General features: G+C 53.5%; 14 protein-coding genes. 2 read left to right on the forward strand and 12 right to left on the reverse strand.

Features of this window, described 5'->3' with window-relative positions; genetic code table 11:
- Positions 1 to 51 precede the first annotated feature (51 nt).
- The 5 genes from accD to pdxB form a co-directional block, all read right to left on the reverse strand.
- On the reverse strand, positions 52 to 966 hold the full coding sequence (gene accD, locus A7Z29_RS17715) for an acetyl-CoA carboxylase, carboxyltransferase subunit beta (RefSeq protein ID WP_000118402.1): 915 nt from the start codon (positions 964 to 966) through the stop codon (positions 52 to 54).
- Between the two features lie 153 nt (positions 967 to 1,119).
- On the reverse strand, positions 1,120 to 1,779 hold the full coding sequence (locus A7Z29_RS17720) for a DedA family protein (RefSeq protein ID WP_000364335.1): 660 nt from the start codon (positions 1,777 to 1,779) through the stop codon (positions 1,120 to 1,122).
- 82 nt (positions 1,780 to 1,861) lie between these two features.
- Entirely contained in the window at positions 1,862 to 2,674 is an 813-nt protein-coding gene (gene truA, locus A7Z29_RS17725) for a tRNA pseudouridine(38-40) synthase TruA (protein ID WP_001283597.1), read from the reverse strand.
- Positions 2,674 to 3,687: an aspartate-semialdehyde dehydrogenase gene (locus A7Z29_RS17730; RefSeq protein WP_001289156.1), complete on the reverse strand. Its 1,014-nt coding sequence runs from the start codon at positions 3,685 to 3,687 to the stop codon at positions 2,674 to 2,676. Before A7Z29_RS17730 ends, truA begins: the two co-directional genes overlap by 1 nt.
- 65 nt (positions 3,688 to 3,752) lie before the next feature.
- Positions 3,753 to 4,889 carry a 4-phosphoerythronate dehydrogenase PdxB gene (gene pdxB / locus A7Z29_RS17735; RefSeq protein ID WP_105290560.1) on the reverse strand — a complete coding sequence of 379 codons (1,137 nt, stop codon included), beginning with the start codon at positions 4,887 to 4,889 and terminating at the stop codon, positions 3,753 to 3,755.
- Positions 4,890 to 4,988: 99 nt separating this feature from the next.
- On the opposite strand from pdxB, the gene flk reads away from it, so the two are divergent.
- Positions 4,989 to 5,984, forward strand: coding sequence for a flagella biosynthesis regulator Flk (gene flk / locus A7Z29_RS17740; RefSeq protein WP_000615849.1), 996 nt, complete (start codon positions 4,989 to 4,991; stop codon positions 5,982 to 5,984).
- Here the strand turns inward: flk and A7Z29_RS17745 are convergent.
- Positions 5,981 to 7,159, reverse strand: a complete 1,179-nt coding sequence (locus tag A7Z29_RS17745) for an MFS transporter (protein WP_000127793.1) — start codon at positions 7,157 to 7,159, stop codon at positions 5,981 to 5,983. The genes flk and A7Z29_RS17745 overlap by 4 nt on opposite strands.
- A 241-nt stretch (positions 7,160 to 7,400) precedes the next feature.
- A complete protein-coding gene (gene fabB, locus A7Z29_RS17755) occupies positions 7,401 to 8,621 on the reverse strand; it encodes a beta-ketoacyl-ACP synthase I (protein ID WP_000817178.1) in 1,221 nt (406 codons plus the stop codon).
- 158 nt (positions 8,622 to 8,779) lie between these two features.
- Between fabB and mnmC the strand changes: the two genes are divergently transcribed.
- On the forward strand, positions 8,780 to 10,786 hold the full coding sequence (mnmC, locus tag A7Z29_RS17760; protein ID WP_105290561.1) for a bifunctional tRNA (5-methylaminomethyl-2-thiouridine)(34)-methyltransferase MnmD/FAD-dependent 5-carboxymethylaminomethyl-2-thiouridine(34) oxidoreductase MnmC: 2,007 nt from the start codon (positions 8,780 to 8,782) through the stop codon (positions 10,784 to 10,786).
- A gap of 120 nt (positions 10,787 to 10,906) precedes the next feature.
- Here mnmC and A7Z29_RS17765 read toward each other — a convergent pair whose 3' ends face one another.
- From A7Z29_RS17765 to aroC, 5 genes are read right to left on the reverse strand one after another with little or no spacing between them, the layout of a single operon-like run.
- Positions 10,907 to 11,185, reverse strand: coding sequence for a YfcL family protein (locus tag A7Z29_RS17765; protein WP_000559755.1), 279 nt, complete (start codon positions 11,183 to 11,185; stop codon positions 10,907 to 10,909).
- 33 nt (positions 11,186 to 11,218) lie between these two features.
- Positions 11,219 to 11,767, reverse strand: a complete 549-nt coding sequence (gene epmC / locus A7Z29_RS17770) for an elongation factor P hydroxylase (RefSeq protein ID WP_001089228.1) — start codon at positions 11,765 to 11,767, stop codon at positions 11,219 to 11,221.
- Positions 11,767 to 12,576, reverse strand: a complete 810-nt coding sequence (locus tag A7Z29_RS17775) for a sulfite exporter TauE/SafE family protein (RefSeq protein WP_000447361.1) — start codon at positions 12,574 to 12,576, stop codon at positions 11,767 to 11,769. The genes epmC and A7Z29_RS17775 overlap by 1 nt, the downstream gene beginning before the upstream one ends.
- Positions 12,576 to 13,400 carry a penicillin-insensitive murein endopeptidase gene (gene mepA, locus A7Z29_RS17780; RefSeq protein WP_085460980.1) on the reverse strand — a complete coding sequence of 275 codons (825 nt, stop codon included), beginning with the start codon at positions 13,398 to 13,400 and terminating at the stop codon, positions 12,576 to 12,578. Before mepA ends, A7Z29_RS17775 begins: the two co-directional genes overlap by 1 nt.
- 3 nt (positions 13,401 to 13,403) lie before the next feature.
- Positions 13,404 to 14,489, reverse strand: a complete 1,086-nt coding sequence (gene aroC, locus A7Z29_RS17785) for a chorismate synthase (RefSeq protein ID WP_032225813.1) — start codon at positions 14,487 to 14,489, stop codon at positions 13,404 to 13,406.
- Positions 14,490 to 14,514: the final 25 nt, after the last annotated feature.

Consider the following 14,514-nt stretch of genomic DNA (forward strand, 5'->3'; position numbering starts at 1 on the left):
ACGGGGATAATAGCAAAAGGGCAGAGCCAGCGGCCCTGCCCTTATCAGTTATCAGGCCTCAGGTTCCTGATCCGGTGCTGGTGGCACCACTTCGCCTTCACGTGGCGCTTCAGGATTTGGCGCTGGCAGATTCATCAGCTTCGCCAGAATGCTCGCCAGTTTCAGGCGCATTTCCGGACGACGGACGATCATGTCGATCGCGCCTTTTTCGATCAGGAACTCACTGCGCTGGAATCCCGGCGGCAGTTTTTCGCGAACGGTCTGTTCAATCACACGCGGGCCGGCAAAGCCGATCAACGCTTTCGGTTCAGCAATATTGAGATCGCCAAGCATCGCGAAACTTGCAGAAACACCGCCCATGGTCGGATCGGTCAGCACGGAAATGTACGGCAGACCGCGCTCTTGCATTTTCGCCAGCGCCGCAGAGGTTTTGGCCATCTGCATCAGCGACATCAGCGCCTCTTGCATACGTGCGCCACCAGAGGCGGAAAAGCAGATCAGCGGGCAGTTGTCTTCCAGCGCCTGCTCAACGGCACGCACAAAACGAGCACCCACTACGGATCCCATTGAACCGCCCATAAAGGCAAATTCGAAGGCAGCAGCAACGACCGGCATTCCATACAGGGTGCCTTTCATTACGACCAGCGCGTCTTTTTCGCCGGTTTCTTTCTGTGCTGATGCCAGACGATCTTTATACTTTTTGGAGTCACGGAACTTCAGCACATCTTTCGGCTCAAGCTCGCTACCCAGCTCCACAAGGCTTCCTTCATCTAACAGGCTATGCAGGCGATTACGCGCCGTCATACGCATGTGATGGTCACACTTCGGACAGACCTCAAGATTACGTTCCAGCTCTGCACGGTATAAAACCTGACCGCAGCTATCACACTTAGTCCACACACCTTCAGGAATGCTTGCCTTGCGGGTGGGAGTAATGTTGCTTTTAATTCGTTCAATCCAGCTCATTAGGGACCTTTCTGTCTGAACCTGGTTCGATGCCAGTTTTATCTTTGGGGACGCATAATGCCATTTTTGCCCCCAACAGACCATCAATGTTGCACATTAAAACATAACAGCCCGAAACTTTGGATAAAAAAGTGGTCGAACCGCCGAGTTACTTTATTTTGCGGCGCGTGCCGCAGCGCGTTTGTGACGGATAATTTCGATGACGCCCGGCAATATGGAAACCACAATAATCCCGACGATCAGCAGCTTAAGGTTATCCTGAACCATTGGGATTGTACCGAAGAAATAGCCTGCGTAGGTAAAAAGCAGCACCCATAACAGCGCGCCGATCACATTGTAAGCGGCGAAATGACGGTACGACATGTGGCCCATCCCCGCAACGAACGGGGCGAACGTTCTGACGATTGGCACAAAACGGGCAAGAATAATGGTTTTGCCGCCGTGTTTCTCATAAAACTGATGCGTTTTGTCGAGATAGCTACGGCGGAAAATTTTCGAGTTCGGATTACTGAATAATTTCTCGCCGAACAATCGCCCGATGGTGTAGTTGACCGCATCACCAACAATCGCGGCAATTAACATCAGTACGACCATCATATGAACATTGAGATCGTTGGTTTCAAGCGAAGCCAGTGCCCCGGCAACAAACAGCAGCGAATCTCCCGGCAGAAACGGTGTCACCACCAGACCGGTTTCACAGAACAAAATCAAAAACAGGATGGCATAAACCCAGACGCCATACTCTGCGACCAGCTCCGCCAGATGCACATCAATGTGCAGGATAAAATCGATGAGGAAATAAATCAGGTCCATAATTGCCTATGCCTTTTGCTCTTACTCTTTCAGGCCGTAACTGCGCTGGCTACGGCCTGAAATGTTCAGAGCATTATTCTCGTTAGTCCGCCAGAAATAGCGGGCCCATTGGCGGCTTTGGAAGATCAAACCGGTCAGGGTAATCCACCGCAACCAGATATAGACCTTCCGCTTTCGCCGTTGCTGCCGCCAGCGTTCTGTCCTTTGCCGCCAACAGCTCTGCTATCCAGCTCTCTGGCTGGTTGTGGGCACCGACTTCCATCAGGCTGCCTACAATATTCCTCACCATATGGTGTACAAAGGCATTCGCTTTGATATCCACCACCACATAAGGACCGTGACGCGTGACGTTGATATGCATAACGTTGCGCCACGGCGTTCGGGACTGACATTGCACCGCGCGGAACGAGGTGAAATCATTCTCGCCCAGCAGGCATTGCGCAGCCCGATGCATCCGTTCGGCGTCCAGCGGTTCGTAAAAGTGGGTTACCCCTTTACTCAGCACTGCCGGGCGCAGGCGATGATTGTAGATGATGTAGCGATAACGGCGAGCCGTGGCGCTAAATCTGGCATGAAAATCATCGGGTACAGCTTTAACCCAACGCACGGCGATGTCACCAGGTAAATTCGCATTTACGCCCAACGTCCACGCAGCGTCTTTGCGCTGCGCGGTCGTTTCGAAATGCACAACCTGCCCGGTGCCGTGTACGCCTGCGTCGGTACGCCCGGCGCAGAAGACGGTGATCGGTTCGTTCGCCACCTGCGAGAGCGCCTTTTCCAGCTTCTCCTGCACGCTGCGAACTTCGTTCTGCCGTTGCCAGCCGTAATATCTGCTGCCGTCGTACTCAATGCCCAGCGCAATTTTATAAACTGGCGGTTGTTGCTGGTCGGACATTAGTACAGGTACTCCTGCACCAGTTTTTCAGCGATCTTCACTGCCATCAATGCGCCGCCAAAGCGAACGTTATCAGCCACCGACCAGAACTGAATTTGCTCCGGCATACCATAGTCATTACGCACGCAACCAACAGAAAGATGCGGCGACCCGGAAGCATCGCCCACCTGCGTTGGAAATTCATTCTCTTCAGAAAGCTCAATATCTTCGCTTTGAGCAAACGCATCACGCGCTTCTTCTGCCGCCAGCGGACGCAGTGCTTCAAAATTGACCATCTGGGCATGACCGTAAAATACCGGTGCCTGAACAACACTTGCCGAGATCATCAGTCCTTCGTCCTGCATGATTTTGCGCACTTCATCGACGATACGGCGTTCTTCGCGCACGCTACCTTCGCGATCCGGCAATAAGGGCAGCATGTTGAACGCCAGCTGACGCCCAAAGAAATCTTCTTCATCAATCGGAATACCGTTCAGCAGTTTCGCGCTCTGCCCCGCTAACGCATCGACCGCTTTTTTACCCTGGGCGGAGGCAGAAATCAGGCTGGTGACGCTGATACGAGACAAACCGCCTTGATCGATTAACGGTTTCAGTGCCGCCAGTAACTGGCTGGTCAGGCTGTCCGGTACGGCGATGACATTCCGGTTGCGGTAATCGGTCAGTACAAACGGGTTTACTTCCGGCACCACCAGCGGTACGTCGGGTTCGAGAGCAAACAATCCGCTGCTGTCGATCACCAGACAACCCGCGTTGGTCGCTTCTTCAACCCAGGCAGCGGTCGCTTCTTTGCCTGCGACAAAAAATGCCAGTTGCGCCTGCGTCCAGTCGAATTCAGCGGCATCCTGCACGGTGATTGTCTTACCACCAAAGCGCAGTTGTTCGCCTGCGCTTTCGTTACGTGCCAGTGCATAAATTTCCCCAACCGGGAACTGACGTTCAGCCAGCGTTTCAAGCAGGGCTTCGCCCACAGCGCCAGTTGCGCCCAGGACGGCAATGTTCCAGCCTTCAGACATGGTGGTTTACTCCAGAAATAGCAAAACTCCCTGCCGATATTACAGCAGAGAGCATGAAGAAGAGATTAACGTGCCGGATGATGAACGGCGTTAAAACCCAGTTTACACAGTAATGCCGCCGCGCTGGCGTCATCACAGATCACATACAGAGACGACCATTCACGGCGCTCAAGGTAGTTTTTGCGCAGTTTATCAAACTCACCCGGTATTCCGGCGACTTTACGCAGCGGTGCGTCATCGCGGCGCACATCATACACCAAATGCACCAGCCTTTTCAGCGTTGGCTGATCGAGCGAGCCATGCAGCGTAATGCGACCAAACTCTGGCGTTGGCAGCAATGTATCCAGCGCAACGTGTTGTTCATGACCAATAAACTTGCTATAGGCTTCAAACACTTGCGTAGTACCGCGCGCTTTTCCTTCCAGGGTATAACCGGCAATATGCGGCGTGCCGATATCCACTTTCTTCAACAGTTCCACGTTGAGTTCCGGTTCGCCTTCCCAGACATCCAGCACCACGCTTAATTTCTGACCTTCGTTCAGACAGGTCAGCAGGGCGGTATTATCGACGACTGCGCCACGGCAGGCGTTAATCAGGATCGCTCCAGGTTTAAGGCTACGGATCAGTTTTTCATCCGCCAGATGTAGCGTTTTGTACTGTCCGTCTTTGAAGAGTGGCGTATGGAAAGTCAGAACATCGGCGTGCTGAACCAGCTCATCAAGAGAACGGAAATCCCCCTCATCCCCACGATCGGCGCGTGGCGGATCGCAAAGCAAAGTTTTAATCCCCAACGCCTCCAGCCGCGCCTGTAATCGACGACCGACATTACCGACGCCCACGATCCCCACGGTACGGTCATGCAGTGAAAATCCATCGCGTTCGGCAAGCATCAGCAATGACGAGAAAACGTATTCCACTACCGCAATCGCATTACAGCCAGGTGCCGCAGAAAAACCAATCCCCACCTGCTTCAACCATGCCTCATCAACATGGTCTGTCCCTGCCGTGGCAGTGCCAACAAATTTTATCGGTTTCCCCGCCAGCAGCGACGCGTTCACTTTTGTGACTGAACGCACCATCAGCGCATCTGCATCATCCAGTTCAGCGACTGGAATTGGACGCCCCGGAACCGCTTTCACCTCACCCAGACGGCTAAATAATTCGCGGGCATAAGGCATATTTTCATCAACAAGGATTTTCACGTTTGTGCTACCTGTATGAGAACGAGAGTTAACCGGATAAGTGTGCCATAATCTCGCGGCCAGGCATACTTGCGATGATTTCAGGTATAAGGATACATAATGATACAACCTCTTTCAGGCCTTCCTCCTGCGCAACCACCAGGGCAGGGGGATAACCTGTCGTCTGGCGCAGGCAATCAACCTTTATCCAGCTTGCAACGTACCGCGTTGGAAAGTTTGATGACCAAAATAACTTCGCTGACGCAACAGCAGAGAGCGGAATTGTGGGCCAATATAAAGCACGACATCGGTCTGCCGGGTGATTCACCTTTGCTTTCACGCCACTTCCCGGCCGCAGAACAAAACCTTGCGCAACGTCTGCTATCTGCGCAAAAAAGTTATTCTGTCCGCCAACTTCTGGCTCAATTGGGGGAATATTTACGTCTGGGGAATAATCGTCAGGCCGTCACGGATTATATCCGGCATAATTTTGGCCAGACACCTCTGAATCAACTCTCACCGGAGCAATTAAAAACCGTCCTGACTCTGCTACAAGAAGGGAAGATGGTTATCCCACAGCCGCAACAGCGCCAGGCGACCGAGCGACCTTTATTACCAGCAGAGCACAATACGCTCAAGCAACTGGTCACAAAACTCGCGGCAGCCACGGGGGAACCCAGTAAACAGATCTGGCAATCGATGCTGGAACTTTCAGGGGTGAAAGATGGCGAGTTGATTCCGGCGAAACAGTTTAACCATCTCGTCACCTGGTTACAGGCGCGTCAGGCGTTAAGTCAGCAACACACACCGACGCTGGAGTCGCTCCAGATGGCGCTAAAACAGCCACTGGATGCCAGCGAGCTGACGGTATTATCGACCTATGTTGAGCAAAAGTATGGCCTTTCTACGCATTCAGCCCTGACTTCTGCACAGGCCGAGGATATCCTTAACCAGCTCTATCAGCGGCGGGTGAAAGGCATTGAACCGCGTAATATTCAACCGCTGTTCAATCCCTTTACCCCATTCATTGACACGATACAAAAAATGTCAATGCGCCCCAGCTTGTGGATATTATTCGTCGTCATCGTTGTGATGTTGGTTTGGCTGGTGAGTTAACACCGGCGAAACGACAGTATCGTCACGATAATCCCCAGCACCGCCGATATCGCCCCAGCAAGAAATACCGAAGAGTAGCCAAACGAGGTCGCCAGCACTCCCGCCAGCGGCCCGGAAACGCCGAGGGCGATATCCTGAAACGCGGCATAGCCGCCGAGCGCAGTACCGCGAACCTGGGAAGGAACACGTTTAACCACCTCCACGCCCAGCGCAGGGAAAATAAGCGAACATCCGGCTCCGGTTAACGCCGCGCCCGCTAATGCGACCCACGCGGCCGGCGCCTGCCAGAGCAACAACAAGCCTATCGTTTCCACCAGCAGAGAGACAATCGCCACTTTTACGCCGCCAAAACGATCTGGCATCCAGCCAAACATCACGCGCATAACGACAAAGGCGCCGCCAAAGGCTGTGAGCGTAAAGCCCGCCATCGCCCATCCTTTGCTGGCAAAGTAGAGCGAAACAAAAGTCCCGATAACCGCAAAGCCAACCCCCTGAAGCGCCAGACCTAGTCCTGGTTTCCAGATAAGCCCGATAACGCTCCACAGCGATGGGCGTTCTCCCGTCATTGCCGGTACTTTGCGTACTGTGCCATTGCAGACCCACGCCAGTAACGGCAATGCCATTGTAGTAAGCGCCAGTGCGGCAAAACCATAATGGCTATGAATCAGTAAGCCAAGCGGTGCACCGACTGCCAGTGCGCCGTAAATGGCCATTCCGTTCCAGGACATCACTTTACCGGAGTGTTTCGGTCCGACAATGCCTAATCCCCATGTCAAAGCCCCCGTCAGTAACTGACTTTCACCAAAACCAAGAATTAAACGCCCAACGACCAGCAGAGCAAATTTAATCGGTGCAGAGACGGGTAAAAGCGCCGCCAGCAGCAGCGCGCCGCCAGCCAGACCACAAGCTAACATCCCCTGAAGCGCCGAACGTTTTGCGCCATATTGATCGGCCAGCCGCCCGGCGTAGCCACGCGTCAGCACCGTAGCCAGAAACTGAATGCCGACGGCAATCCCGACCATGGTGTTGCCATAGCCCAGTTCATGATGAACAAACAGCGGGATAACCGGCAACGGTAACCCTACGGTCATGTAAGTTAGAAAAACCGCAAAGGCGATACGAAAGAGTGAAAAATTGGCAGAAGATCGTGTTTCTGTTTGGCTTACAGCAGTCATGCATTACTCCAGAATGCAGCGCAAGGCGAGGAATTTCCCCGTCTCATCTCTCTGGTTTCAGGGTTACGGTGCGTTGGCAGGATTTAACGCTTACGTCTTTTCAGAAGGGAATCGACAAAGCGGGAAGTTTGCCTGGAACAGGCGGCAATTGTCAATGATGTGAAAAAGGGAACCATCAGGCTCCCTTTTGCGTTAGTGTTGGATGCGACGCTGACGCGTTTTATCCGACCGACTCTATCTATTAATCTTTCAGCTTGCGCATTACCAGCGTGGCGTTGGTGCCGCCGAAGCCGAAGCTGTTAGACATAACGGTAGTCAGTTCGCGATCGGTTGTTTCGGTCACGATGTTCAGACCCGCCGCCTGTTCGTCCAGCTCTTCAATGTTGATGCTCGGGGCGATAAAGCCGTGTTCCAGCATCAGCAGAGAGTAGATAGCTTCCTGCACACCCGCCGCGCCCAGTGAGTGACCGGTCATTGCTTTGGTTGCAGAAATCGCCGGGCTCTTATCGCCGAACACTTCACGGATAGCCGCCAGCTCTTTCACGTCGCCAACCGGAGTTGAAGTACCGTGAGAGTTCAGGTAGTCGATTGGGGTATCAACGCCGTGCATCGCCATCTTCATGCAGCGAACCGCACCTTCACCAGACGGAGCAACCATATCTGCGCCATCAGACGTTGCGCCGTAGCCAACGATTTCAGCGTAGATGTGGGCGCCACGTGCCAGAGCGTGTTCCAGCTCTTCCACCACGACCATACCACCGCCGCCAGCGATAACGAAACCATCACGATGAGCGTCATAAGTACGGGAGGCTTTTTCCGGGGTGTCGTTGTATTTGGTAGACAGCGCGCCCATTGCATCGAATTCGCACGCCATTTCCCAGCACAGCTCTTCGCCGCCGCCAGCAAACACGATATCTTGTTTGCCCAGTTGGATCTGCTCGACTGCGTTACCGATACAGTGTGCGGAAGTCGCACACGCGGAGCTGATGGAATAGTTAACGCCATGAATTTTAAACGGCGTGGCGAGGCAGGCAGAAACGCCGGATGCCATCGCTTTGGTGACCACATACGGGCCAACCGCTTTCAGGCCGCGCGGGCCGCGCATTGCGTCAGCGCCGAATACCTGGAAACGCGGGGAACCGCCGCCGGAACCTGCAATCAGGCCAACGCGCGGGTTATTCTGGTAAGCTTCCGGAGAGAGGCCTGCATCTGCGATTGCCTGCTCCATAGAAAGGAATGCATAAATGGATGCGTCGCTCATAAAGCGCACAACTTTGCGGTCAATGAGGCCAGTGGTATCCAGTTTTACGTTGCCCCAGACGTGGCTACGCATGCCGGAATCCTTCAGCTCCTGAGAGAAAGTGATCCCTGAACGTCCTTCACGCAGAGATGCCAGGACTTCCTGCTGGTTATTACCGATGCTGGAAACAATGCCCAGGCCAGTAATCACTGCACGTTTCATTCAATACCTCTGTAAGTCGCACATAGAGTAAGTTTCGAATGCACAATAGCGTACACTTGTACGCCGAACAAGTCCGATCAGACAATTTATAGAGAAATTTGCGCAGCCTGACACACATCGCTAAGATCGAGCCACCGCCTGTAAGACGAGTAACTTACGTGAAACACTACGCAATACAACCTGCCAACCTCGAATTTAATGCTGAGGGTACACCTGTTTCCCGAGATTTTGACGATGTCTATTTTTCCAACGATAACGGACTGGAAGAGACGCGTTATGTCTTTCTGGGGGGTAACCAATTAGAGGCACGTTTTCCTGCTCATCCACATCCTTTGTTTGTGGTAGCCGAGAGCGGCTTCGGCACCGGATTAAACTTCCTGACGCTGTGGCTGGCATTTGATCAGTTTCGCCAGGCGCATCCGCAGGCACAATTGCAGCGATTGCATTTCATTAGTTTTGAGAAATTTCCCCTCACCCGTGCTGATTTAGCGTTAGCGCATCAACACTGGCCGGAACTGGCGCCGTGGGCGGAACAACTCCAGGCGCAGTGGCCTTTACCCTTACCCGGTTGCCATCGTTTATTGCTCGATGAAGGACGCGTAACGCTGGATTTATGGTTTGGCGACATTAACGAACTGACCAGCCAACTGGACGATTCGCTGAATCAAAAAGTGGATGCCTGGTTTCTGGACGGTTTTGCGCCCGCGAAGAACCCGGATATGTGGACGCAAAACCTGTTTAATGCCATGGCGCGTCTGGCGCGTCCTGGCGGCACGCTGGCGACCTTCACTTCTGCCGGATTTGTCCGTCGCGGTTTGCAGGAAGCCGGATTCACAATGCAAAAGCGTAAGGGCTTTGGGCGAAAACGGGAAATGCTTTGCGGCGTAATGGAACAGACATTACCACTCCCCTCCTCCACGCCGTGGTTTAACCGTACAGGCAGCAGCAAACGGGAAGCCGCAGTTATCGGCGGCGGTATCGCCAGCGCGTTATTGTCTCTGGCGCTGTTGCGTCGCGGCTGGCAGGTAACGCTTTATTGCGCGGATGATGCCCCTGCACTGGGTGCTTCCGGCAATCGCCAGGGGGCGCTGTATCCGTTATTAAGCAAACATGATGAGGCGCTGAACCGCTTTTTCTCTAATACGTTTACTTTTGCTCGTCGGCTTTACGATTTATTGCCCGTTAAATTTGATCATGACTGGTGCGGCGTCACGCAGTTAGGCTGGGATGAGAAAAGCCAGCATAAAATCGCGCAGATGCTGTCGATGGATTTACCCGCAGATCTGGCTGTTGCAGTCGGGGCGAATGAGGTTGAAGGCGTTACAGGTGTAGTAACAAATTGCGGCGGTATTACATATCCGCAAGGTGGCTGGTTGTGCCCGGCAGAACTGACCCGTAATGTGCTGGAACTGGCGCAACAGCAAGGTTTACAGATTCGTTATCAACACCAGTTACAGGACTTATCCCATAAGGATGACTGTTGGTTGCTGAATTTTGCAGGTGATAAGCAAGCGACGCATAGTGTGGTGGTACTGGCGAACGGGCATCAAATTAGCCGTTTCAGCCAAACATCGCCTCTGCCGGTGTATTCAGTTGCCGGTCAGGTTAGCCATATTCCGACAACACCGGAACTGGCGAAACTGAAGCAGGTGCTGTGTTATGACGGTTATCTCACGCCGCAAAATCCGGCAAATCAGCATCATTGTATCGGCGCCAGTTACCATCGCGGTAGTGAAGATACGACGTACAGTGAAGATGATCAGCAGCAGAATCGCCAGCGGTTGATTGATTGTTTCCCACAGGCGCAATGGGCGACAGAAGTCGATGTCAGTGAAAAAGAGGCTCGTTGCGGTGTGCGTTGTGCCACCCGCGATCATCTGCCAATGGTGGGCAATGTTCCCGATTATGACGCAACGCTCGCGGAATATGCCTCGCTGGCGGAACAGAAAGATGAGGCGGTAAGCGCGCCGGTTTATGACGATCTGTTTATGCTTGCAGCTTTGGGTTCGCGTGGTTTGTGTTCTGCCCCGCTGTGTGCCGAAATTCTGGCGGCGCAGATGAGCGACGAACCGATTCCGATGGATGCCAGTACGCTGGCGGCGTTAAATCCGAATCGGTTATGGGTACGGAAATTGTTGAAAGGTAAAATGGTGAAGGCCGGGTAATCAGTTTTGGCATTGTTTGTCGGATGCGGCGTGAACGCCTTATCCGACCTACGGTAACATGTAGGCCTGATAAGACGCGGCAAGCGTCGCATCAGGCATGGTGCTCCAGACGCCAACAACTTACTGCTGTGACGCCTGCTGAAACAGGTTTTCCCACATATCGGTAACCAGCGCCTGGTCACGCGGCGACAATTCACCGGCGCCAATGGCTTTTTCCAGACTCTGGCTAACGGTTGTATGCACCGCATGGGCGGAGTGGTCATCACCACTTTCCAGTTCTGCGATGGCTAACGTCAGGTGGCCACGCAAATATCCACTGGCAAACAACTCATCATCACTGGCATGGTCAACCATACCGTCGATTAATGCCAGAATGCGTGATTCAAACTCCGCGATCATCTTCTTTCCTCATTGTAAAACGTGGCGCTGGCTTCAGTTGAGCTCTTCCGGCCACGGGAACTGTTCCGCCGTAATTTCCGGCGTGTGATAATAATTTTGTAATGCGTTTATGAAGCGTGCCGGACGTTCGGGAATACCGTTTGCCAGATAATCCATCACCTGCGCATGTACGCGTCGCTGGAACACCACGCGATCCGGTTCGAAGTCGCCTTCCAGATTGTCGCAGCTAACATTAAACGGATATCCCGCCGCCACGCAGAACAACCAGTCCAGCGCCTGCGGCTTAACTTCAACATCTTCAAACTGGCTTTGCGTTTGGGCATCGCGTCCGTCCGGGCAATACCAGTAGCCGAAATCAACCAGTTCACGGCGCGCTTTCCCGGCAATACACCAGTGCGAAATCTCATGAATTGCGCTGGCATAAAAACCATGAGCAAAGACGATTCGGTTAAACGGTATTTCCGCATCAGCAGGAAGATAGATCGGTTCGTCGTCGCCTTTAATCAGACGGGTATTAAATTCATCAGCAAAGCAGCTATTAAAAATTTCAATCAACTGCTCATAGTGGTGTGTACTGTTCATTAGTTCATCCCCAACCAGTGGAGGATCTCCTGTCCGTGGCTATCATAAAGTAATTTGGCACTCATCACCGCCGATACAATAACGATCATCGGGCGGATCAGCTTTTGTCCTTTGCTCAACACCAGTCTTGAACCCATGCGCGCGCCGAGGAACTGCCCCACCAGCATCACGAATCCTGTCGCCCAAATCACTTTGCCACCGAGAATAAACAGCAGTAAACCGCCGATATTTGACGTTGCGTTGAGTAATTTGGCGTGAGCCGTGGCTTTGGCGAGGTTGAATCCGCACAGCGTAACGAAGGCCAGCGCGTAAAACGATCCGGCAGCCGGACCAAAGAATCCGTCATAAAAACCGACGCAGCCACCGGCAATTAACGCGAAGGGTAAACCGTACATCCGGCGCTGGCGATCTTCTTCACCCAGCTTTGGCATCAGCAAGAAATAGAGGCCGATACAAATTACCAGAATGGGCAAAATCTGCCGTAAGACATCAGCCTGAACGTATTGCACCAGCAGTGCGCCGCTCATTGAACCAACAAAGGTCATCGCGATATTGAGTTTTTGATCGCTTAAGCTAACCACTTTGCGGCGAATAAAGTAGATAGTGGCGGAAATAGAGCCGCCGCAGGCTTGCAGTTTATTGGTTGCCAGCGCGTTAGCGGGAGACATCCCCGCCGCCATTAACGCCGGAATGGTAAGTAACCCACCGCCACCGGCAATCGAGTCAATAAATCCCGCCAGCATGGCGACAAAAAAGAGAACGCCCAGCAATAGCGGGGAGACCATAAACAGGCTATTAAACGTTTCCATTAGATCACGTGCTCATCCAGTAGCGCCTGGCAGGAAGGCGGCAACGGAGGCGGTGTCTTCTTCTCAGGCTTGGTTGTTCCTGGTTTCGGTGGTTCAAACCAGCTTTGCAGTTCTGCCCCGCAGCCATCGCCCGGCGGCGGTAAAGGTTGATCTTCACACTCCAGACTATCGGCAGGACAACGTAATCGTACATGCATATGCGCACGATGCTGGAACCAGGGTCGCACTTTGCGCAACCAGTCGCGATCGGTGCCCGCATCAAGGCAAAGTTGTTGTTTAATCGCCGGATTAACAAAAATGCGGGTGACGTCTTTGTCCTGCGCAGCGAGTTTGATCAGGCTGAAAATTTCTGGTTTCCACAGCGTGGGGACAACGTGTTTACCGTCGCGGGAAACTAAGTCTAGTGCTTGCGGACGCAAGAGCTGCGCGGAAGTCCAGCGTGTTTTCGGCAGTTGCAAGAAGATATCAACATCCAGTCCGGTCTGGTGGCTGGCATGACCGCCGTTGAAACGCCCACCAGCGGGCATCCCCATATCGCCAATCAGCACCGTACCCATGCCCAGATTGTTCACCTGGCTACTCAGACGCTGAATAAACATCACCAGATCCGGGTGTCCGAAATAGCGACGCTGGTCGGTACGCATCACCTGATAATGTTCGGACTGTATCGGCAGCGTGTCAGCGCCGACGATACAGCCATTGGAAAAACTGCCTATCGATTGTGCGCTACCCGGCACAGGTTGGGTTATTTTTTGCCACGGCGTCGCTGCCAGGCTGGCGCTACTGGCAAGCAGAGCCAGCAGCGCAATCGCGGTTTTGTTCATGTTTTACCAGCGTGGAATATCAGTCTTCACATCGGCATTTTGCGCCCGTTGCCGTAACAGGTGATCCATCAAAACGATCGCCAGCATCGCTTCAGCGATCGGCACCGCGCGGATCCCGACACAAGGGTCGTGACGGCCTTTGGTGATCATCTCAACTTCTTCGCCAAAGCGGTTAATGGTGCGCCCCGGCACGGTAATGCTGGAGGTCGGTTTCAGCGCCATATGGGCAATGATTTGCTGCCCGCTGCTGATGCCACCAAGAATGCCGCCTGCGTGGTTGCTCTGAAAACCTTCTTTGGTGATTTCGTCGCGATTCTGGCTGCCGCGCAGCGCCACCACGTCAAAACCATCGCCAATTTCCACGCCTTTCACCGCGTTGATGCTCATCAGCGCGTGGGCGATGTCGGCATCCAGGCGATCAAATACCGGCTCGCCAAGCCCGGCGGGGACGCCACTGGCAACAACGGTGACTTTCGCACCGATGGAGTCGCCCTCTTTTTTCAGCGCACGCATCAGTTCATCTAAGGCTTCGATTTTGTCCGGATCCGGGCAGAAGAACGGATTTTGCTCAACCTGCGACCAGTCTTTGATTTCCAGTGGAATGTCACCCATCTGGGTCAGGCAGCCGCGAATTTCGATGCCAAATTTCTCAGCGAGATATTTTTTGGCAATCGCCCCTGCCGCAACGCGCATGGCGGTTTCGCGGGCAGACGAGCGTCCGCCGCCGCGATAATCGCGCAGGCCGTATTTTTGTTCGTAGGTGTAATCGGCATGGCCTGGGCGGAAAACGTCCTTAATCGCGCTGTAATCCTGAGAACGCTGATCGGTGTTTTCGATCAACAAGCCAATGCTGGTGCCGGTGGTGACGCCTTCAAAAACGCCGGAGAGAATTTTGACCTGATCCGGCTCGCGGCGCTGGGTGGTATAGCGCGATGTCCCTGGGCGACGACGGTCGAGATCGTGTTGCAGATCCGCTTCCGTGAGCGGGATGCCTGGCGGCACACCATCGACGATACAGCCGAGCGCCAGCCCGTGCGATTCGCCGAAGGTGGTTACGCGAAAGAGTTGTCCTATTGTGTTTCCAGCCATCACGGCTCCGTTATTGTTGTGTTTG

Source organism: Escherichia sp. MOD1-EC6842, from assembly GCF_002965705.1.
GTDB lineage: Bacteria > Pseudomonadota > Gammaproteobacteria > Enterobacterales > Enterobacteriaceae > Escherichia > Escherichia ruysiae.